The following is a 6,608-nucleotide window of genomic DNA, read 5'->3' on the forward strand; positions in this document are numbered from 1 at the left end:
TGGCGTGATTATCGGCCTCGCAAGCAGCGGCGACATTAAGAAACCGTCTACGCCGGCTAGCCGCCGATGTAGTGCATCTCGATCTTGTGCTTGCGCCGGCCATGGCGCTCGGCGCGTTCCTCGCTGTAACGGTCGCTGCGGCGCAACCAGACCTCACGCAGGCATTCGGTGATCGCCTCGTCGCTGGCGCCCTCGCGCATCAGGCTGCGCAGGTCGGTGCCGCGGGTGGCGAACAGGCAGGTGTACAGGCGCCCCTCCGACGACAGCCGGGCGCGCGTGCAGCCGCCGCAGAAGGGCTGGCTGATGGAAGAGATCATGCCGATCTCCCCTGCCCCGTCCACGAAGCGGTAGCGCGTGGCGACCTCGCCGGGATACTTGGGCGGCACGGCCTGCAACGGCCACCTGGCGTGGATCCGCTCGATCAGCTCCTGCGAGGGCACCACGTCGTCGGCGCGCCAGGCATTGTGGTTGCCCACGTCCATGTACTCGATGAAGCGAACGACGATGCCGGTGCCACGGAAGCGCTCGACCAGTTCGGTCACCGTGTGTTCGTTGACGCCTCGCTGCACCACCGTATTGAGCTTCACGCCATGGGGAAAACCGACCGCACGCGCCGCCTCGATGCCGGCCATCACGTCGTCCAGCGCGCCGCGGCCACCGCTCATGCGGTGGAACAGCGCGGGATCGAGCGTGTCCAGGCTTACCGTGATGCGGTCCAGCCCCGCCTCGCGCAACTCGTTTGCCTGGCGCGCCAGCAAGACGCCGTTGGTCGTCATCGCCAGGTCGGTGATGCCATCCAGGCGGCGCAGCCTCATCACCAGGTCGGCAAGCTGCGGGCGCAGCAGAGGCTCGCCTCCCGTCAAGCGCAGCTTGCTCACGCCCAGTGTCGCGGCCAACCGGCACAGGCGCTCGATCTCATCGAAACTCAGCCGCTCGTCGTTGCGCAGGAAGGTGAAGTGCTCGCCGTAGGTCGACTCGGGCATGCAATACGGGCAACGGAAATTGCAGCGATCCATCACCGAGATGCGCAGGTCGTGCATCGGCCGGCCGTGCTGGTCCAGGGGCCATGCACCCGTATCGTCGGACTGGGGATGCAGCACGCTCATGTCACCACCGATAGAACGCCGCGACTGCGCCGGCCGGCAGAGGGCCCTGGCCGGGGGCAAGCTGCAGCACGCCGTGCGTGCGCGGCAACGAGGAAAAATCGCCGGACGTACGCGACGGCACCGGATGGGCCATGGTCAGTCCCTGCGCATCGGTATGCACGTGTGCGGGAACGAAACTCGTGAACGTGGCATGGGTGTCCATCGACGCATCGAGACAAACCGTCTCCACCGGCAGCGCCGCCATGCCCATCGCCGCGAGCAGCGCGGGGCGCACGTAGCGCACCGCGCAAACCAGCGCCGACACGGGGTTGCCCGGCAAGGCGAAGACGCACTGCCGCCGCGGCCCGATGCCAAACCACATGGGCTTGCCGGGTTTCTGCGCAATGCGATGGAACACGCGACGGACGTCGAGCGACGCCAGCGCCGCCGGCACGTAATCACGCTGCCCCATCGACACGCCGCCCGACAGGATCAGGACGTCATGCGAGGCGAGCAGGCTCGCGAGGGCGTTGCGCGTGGCTTCCTCGTCGTCGACGACGTGTTCGATCACGATGTGTTCGAACCCGTGCAGCCGCAGCGCCGTAGCCACCGCGATGTCGTTGGATCGGCGGATCTGCCCTTCGCCCAGCGGCGACCCGACGTCGATCAATTCATCGCCGGTGGAGACGATGGCGATCGACGGCACGGCCGCGACGTCGACCTCCGCAAACCCGTTGGCGGCGAGCAGCGCGATTTCCGGCGCACCGATACGCGTGCCTGCTTCCAGCAACAGTTCGCCAGCGACGCAATCAGAACCCCGCGAATGGATGAACTGCCCGCGCGCCGGCTGATAACCGTCGACCAGCCGGTAGATGTCTCCCTCCCGCCGTGTCTGTTCGACCGGGATCACGCAATCGCAGCCCGCCGGCAGCATCGCGCCGGTGGTCACCTCGATGCAGGTATCACTGGCGGCCAGCGCCTGCATCGCCATGCCGGCCAACTGCACGCCAGCGAGGGCGAAATCACGCTGCGGGGCTTGCTGCCAGCGGATGGCGATGCCATCCATCATCACGCGGTCGAACGGCGGATGATCGTGCTCCGCGTGCACCGGCTGTCGGAGAATGCGACCGGCCGAGCGATGCAGCGGCACCCGCTCGCGGCCAAACGACGGCATGTGTTCGGCAATGAGCGACTCGGCCTGCGCGACGCTGATCAACTCGGTCATGGACATGGCACGGTGGCGACCCAAGCAAGGTGCTGGCAACGATTATGGTGGGGGCACCTGCGATGCACAATCAATGCGGCGATTTCCGTCATGCGCCCAATGCCACCGCCTTGACCTGCGCCCAGACCTCGTCCCCCGGCGCCAAGGCCAAGGCATGCCATGAACGGCGCGTGATGCGCGCGAGCAGGGCCGTGCCCGAGGCATCGAGCTGCACGAGGCATTGCGAAGAGGCGCCGGCATCCGCCATGCCGACGACGCGGCAGGCCACCTGGTTCAACGCGCTGGTGGATGCCTGCCGCTCCCGGGCCAGGACCACGTCGCGCGCCGCGATGCGGCAGCGCATCGATTGCCCCGGCTTTTCGTCGTGATGCGGCAGCGAAAGCGTACCCCCGGGAAATGCCAGCTCGACGAGCTGGTCGTGCGTGTCGACGGCGGACACGGTGCCTTCGATGACCGAGCCCAGCGCTTCGCCCAGCGCGGGCGGAAGATCCACGCGGGTAAGCGTGTCCTGCAGGCTGCCCTGCGCGACCACGTGGCCGCCGTCCAGCAGCACGATGTGGTCCGCGAGGCGTGCCACTTCGTCGATGTTGTGGCTCACGTAGATCATCGGGGCCCGAAGCGCGCCATGCAGCCGCTCCAGGCACCCCAGCAGGTCGGCGCGCGCGCTGGCGTCAAGCGCGGACAGCGGCTCGTCGAACAGCAGCAAGGCAGGATCGGACAACAGCGCGCGCACCATGGAAACGCGCTGGCGCTCCCCGCCGGACAGCGTGCCTACCCGGCGATCGAGCAACGCGCGCAAGCCGAAGCGGTCGATCATGCCCTCGCGATCCAGGTGGGCCGGACGCCCCGCGCGCCGAAACCCGTAGTCCAGGTTGTCGACCACCGATTGGTGGGGGAACAGGCTGGGTTCCTGGAAGACATAACCCAGCCTGCGCTTGTGCGGCGGTACGAAGACCCGATGCGCCGAGTCCTGCCAGACCTCATGCCCGAACGAGACCCGGCCTGCGCTGTCCCGTTCCAGGCCGGCGATCGCGCGCAGGCAGGTGGACTTGCCGGCTCCGGAAGGCCCGAACAACGCCGTGATGCCGCGCGCAGGCAGGGCCATGTCGACGTCCAGCACCAAGGCGCCGCGGCGCAGGGCGAGTTTTGCGTCCAGCCCATGTGCCGGCTCAGTCACGCGCGTACCTGCGGGGGCGAAGCAGCGACATGGCCAGCAGCGCGGCAAACGAGATGACCAGCAGGCACAGGGACAGCACGTTGGCCTGGTGGTATTCGCCCGCCTGCACATGGTCGTAGATGCGCATGGACAACACGCGTGTCTGCCCGGGTATGTTGCCGCCGATCATCAGCACCACGCCGAACTCACCCACGGTATGCGCAAAACCCAGCACCGCCGAAGTCACGACGCCGGGCCACGCCAGCGGCAGCGCCACCGTGAAGAAACGATCCAGCGGCCCGGCCCCGAGGCAGGATGCGACCTCCAGCGGCCGGTCGCCGATCGATTCGAAGGCGTTGTGCAGCGGCTGCACGACAAAGGGCAGCGAATAGAGCATCGACGCCACCACCAGGCCCTGGAAAGTGAAAGGAAGCGCCGACAGCCCGAGCGCCGCGAGCGTGCGTCCCACCAGGCCGCCGGGCCCCCACAGCATCAACAGGTAGAAGCCCAACACCGTCGGCGGCAGCACCAATGGCAGGGCCACCACGGCCGCAACCGGCCGCCGCCAACGCGATGGGGTATGTGCCAGCCACCATGCCAGCGGCATGCCCAGCAGCAGGAGCAACGCGGTGACGACGCCGGCCAACCGGAGCGTCAGCCCGAGTGCCTGCAGGTCCTGGCCGGAAAGCAAGCTCATGGCGGCGGATCAGTGCTCCGCACCAGGCAGGGCGAAACCGTATCGAGCGAGGATGGCTCGTGCCGGCGCCTGCTGGACGTATCGCGCGAAATCCTCGGCCAGTGCGTTGCCGGCGCCGCGCCTGGTCAGCACGAAGCTCTGACGCAAAGGCTCGTGCAGGGTCGTGGGCACCGGCGCGTAGCTGCCCTTGCCGGGCGACGCCAGCACCAGCGACTCGGCGACCAGGCCCACCTGCGCGTTGCCGCTCTGCGCGAACTGGACGGTCTGCGCAATGTTCTCGCCGAACACGAGCCGGGATTGCACCTGGTCCCAGATACCCGCCGCACGCAGAGCCTGCTCGGCACGCTTGCCGTAGGGTGCATGCTGCGGATTGGCGATCGCGATACGGCCGAAGCGGGGCTGCGCGAGATCGGCGACCTGCACGCCGTGCATGTCGATGCTGGCGCTCCACATCACGAGATGGCCCAACGCATAGGGGACGGGCGTGCCGCCGGCCTTGCCATGTTCCACCAGTTGCTGCGGATAGTTGCTGTCGGCGGAGAAGAACAACTCGAACGGCGCGCCCTGCTCGATCTGCGTCAGCAACATGCCTGACGCGCCAAAGACCACGTCAAGCCTGGCGTCCGGGTGATCGTGGCGATAGGCCTCGACCAGCTTGCCCATGGCATCGTGCAGATCGGCCGCCGCGGCGATGGTGATGTGCGGTTGTTCCGCGGCCATCGTGGGCCACGGCAACAGCAGCGCCGCGAACAGGAGCAGGCAGGAAGCAAGGTGGCGTTTCATTCGTTGCATCTCGTCGCGTGCGAGGCCATGGAGCGTCCCTGGTCGTAAGAAAAAAACATCAGGATGGGTGGCGCCGCCTCACGCTGTCGCGCACGTCCACGTCGAACAACAGTTGCAGCGTGTCATCGTGGTGACCCGTGGCAAGGTTGAAGGTCAAGCCTTCGCGGGTGGGCAGCCGCGCCGCGTGTTCGCGCACGGCCGCGCCGGGCAATTCGACCAGCCACGCGTCCGCGCGACCGGACAAGCGTGCGTCATCGTCATCGCCCAGGCGCAGCGCGCATGCCATGGCGAACGCCTGCGCAAAGCGGGTGCGCGATTCAACGGTGCCGCCCGCCAGCAATTGCGCCAGTTCGGCCTCGCCGATGCGCACGCGCAGGCTTTGTCCTTCGATCTGCAGCTTCATGTAGTGGCTCCTGGAGCGCGCGTGGGCATCAAGGTGAAACCCGACCCGGGGTTCATGCCGACGACCTGGACCATCGTGCCGACAGGACAATCCCCCGCGGTCTCGGGGAGGACCACCCAGGCGTCCGCCTCCGCGAAGGGCCGGATGCGGAAAGGTTGCTGCGCAGCCGGCACGACGGCACGCAGGCATCCTTCCGCATCCTGCGCCACCCGTGCGCGCAGGAAATGACGCAGACCCGCCTTCGGTTGCTGCGCCGTGTCCAGGCGTGCCTGCAACGGCGGCTCACTGCCAAGCCCTTGCATGGTGCGCAATACGGGAACAATGAAGAACCTGAAACCCACCGCAACCGCCATCGGCGTACCGGGAAGCGCCAGCACCAGCACGCCGTCATCCATGCGTGCCGCCAGCAAGGGTTTGCCGGGACGCATGGCGACCTTGTGGAACAGCACCTCGGCACCCAGTCGGCGCAAGGTCTCCGGCACGAAATCGTAGCGTCCCATCGACACGGCGCCCGTGCTGACGATGAGGTCGGCGCCCGACTCGCGTGCCTGCCGCACGGCGCGGGCATAGTTGTCCGCCGTGTCGTCCACCGTTTCGCAGGACAATACCTGCACGCCCATGCCCGACAGGGCAGCGCCCAGATAGGGGCCGTTGGAATTGTGGATCTGCCCAGCGGCCAGTGGTCGCTGCGGATCGGCCTGAAGCTCCTTGCCCGTGCAGATGATGGCCACGCGCGGCGCGCGCACGGCCTCGACACGACGGATACCCAAGGCGGCCAGCAGCATGACGTGGGCCGGTTCGATACGCACGCCGGCCGCCAGGATCCGCGAGCCTTTCGCGACATCGCTGCCGGCCAGTCGAACATTGGCGCCGGGCTCCACGGCTTCCAGCAGGCGGATGCGCGCGGGCAGGCCGTCATGGCCCTGGCCAAGCAGTTGCGTGCGCTCCACCGGCACCACGGTATCCAGACCGTCGGGCAACTGGGCGCCGGTCATGATTTCCCAGGCAGGTTGATACGCCCTGGCCGCCACGTCACCGGCCGCCTGTGAGCCACCCACATCGTGTTCGGCACCCGCGTCCAGTGCCCCGCGGGAGGAAAGGGCGTAACCATCCATCGCGGCGTGATCGAACGAAGGCAGATCCATCGGGCTGGCCACGTCCTGGGCAAGCACCCGACCCGACGCCGCCGCCAGCGGGCAGGCCTCGCCAGCCAGAGGCCGGACGTGTGCGCAAAGCCGTTCCAGTGCCTGGGCGTAACT

At 67.8% G+C, this 6,608-nt stretch carries 7 protein-coding genes; all 7 read right to left on the bottom strand.

The genetic code is table 11. The annotated features are described in order from the left end of the window. Nucleotides 1-56 precede the first annotated feature (56 nt). A complete protein-coding gene (gene moaA / locus JMF82_RS16940; protein ID WP_201315725.1) occupies nucleotides 57-1,106 on the bottom strand; it encodes a GTP 3',8-cyclase MoaA in 1,050 nt (349 codons plus the stop codon). Nucleotide 1,107: 1 nt separating this feature from the next. Then, nucleotides 1,108-2,310, bottom strand: coding sequence for a molybdopterin molybdotransferase MoeA (locus JMF82_RS16945; protein WP_201315726.1), 1,203 nt, complete (start codon nucleotides 2,308-2,310; stop codon nucleotides 1,108-1,110). 88 nt (nucleotides 2,311-2,398) lie between these two features. Further along, on the bottom strand, nucleotides 2,399-3,487 hold the full coding sequence (gene modC / locus JMF82_RS16950) for a molybdenum ABC transporter ATP-binding protein (RefSeq protein WP_201315727.1): 1,089 nt from the start codon (nucleotides 3,485-3,487) through the stop codon (nucleotides 2,399-2,401). After that, nucleotides 3,480-4,163: a molybdate ABC transporter permease subunit gene (gene modB, locus JMF82_RS16955; protein WP_201315728.1), complete on the bottom strand. Its 684-nt coding sequence runs from the start codon at nucleotides 4,161-4,163 to the stop codon at nucleotides 3,480-3,482. Before modB ends, modC begins: the two co-directional genes overlap by 8 nt. A 9-nt stretch (nucleotides 4,164-4,172) precedes the next feature. Beyond that, nucleotides 4,173-4,946: a molybdate ABC transporter substrate-binding protein gene (gene modA / locus JMF82_RS16960; protein WP_201315729.1), complete on the bottom strand. Its 774-nt coding sequence runs from the start codon at nucleotides 4,944-4,946 to the stop codon at nucleotides 4,173-4,175. Nucleotides 4,947-5,004: 58 nt separating this feature from the next. Beyond that, nucleotides 5,005-5,349 (bottom strand): hypothetical protein, encoded by a 345-nt coding sequence (locus tag JMF82_RS16965; RefSeq protein WP_201315730.1) that lies wholly within the window; start codon nucleotides 5,347-5,349, stop codon nucleotides 5,005-5,007. Then, nucleotides 5,346-6,608, bottom strand: a 1,263-nt coding sequence (gene glp / locus JMF82_RS16970) for a gephyrin-like molybdotransferase Glp (protein WP_201315731.1), incomplete at its 5' end; no start/stop codon positions are given. The genes glp and JMF82_RS16965, both read right to left, overlap by 4 nt.

Source organism: Dyella sp. EPa41 (assembly GCF_016586165.1).
GTDB lineage: Bacteria > Pseudomonadota > Gammaproteobacteria > Xanthomonadales > Rhodanobacteraceae > Dyella.

Bases quoted from the DNA above. Each gene is read 5' to 3' on its own strand.
- JMF82_RS16965 (WP_201315730.1), bottom strand. From the start codon at position 5,349: ATGAAGCTGCAGATCGAAGGACAAAGCCTGCGCGTGCGCATCGGCGAG.
- modB (WP_201315728.1), bottom strand. From the start codon at position 4,163: ATGAGCTTGCTTTCCGGCCAGGACCTGCAGGCACTCGGGCTGACGCTC.
- modA (WP_201315729.1), bottom strand. From the start codon at position 4,946: ATGAAACGCCACCTTGCTTCCTGCCTGCTCCTGTTCGCGGCGCTGCTG.
- JMF82_RS16945 (WP_201315726.1), bottom strand. From the start codon at position 2,310: ATGACCGAGTTGATCAGCGTCGCGCAGGCCGAGTCGCTCATTGCCGAA.
- moaA (WP_201315725.1), bottom strand. From the start codon at position 1,106: ATGAGCGTGCTGCATCCCCAGTCCGACGATACGGGTGCATGGCCCCTG.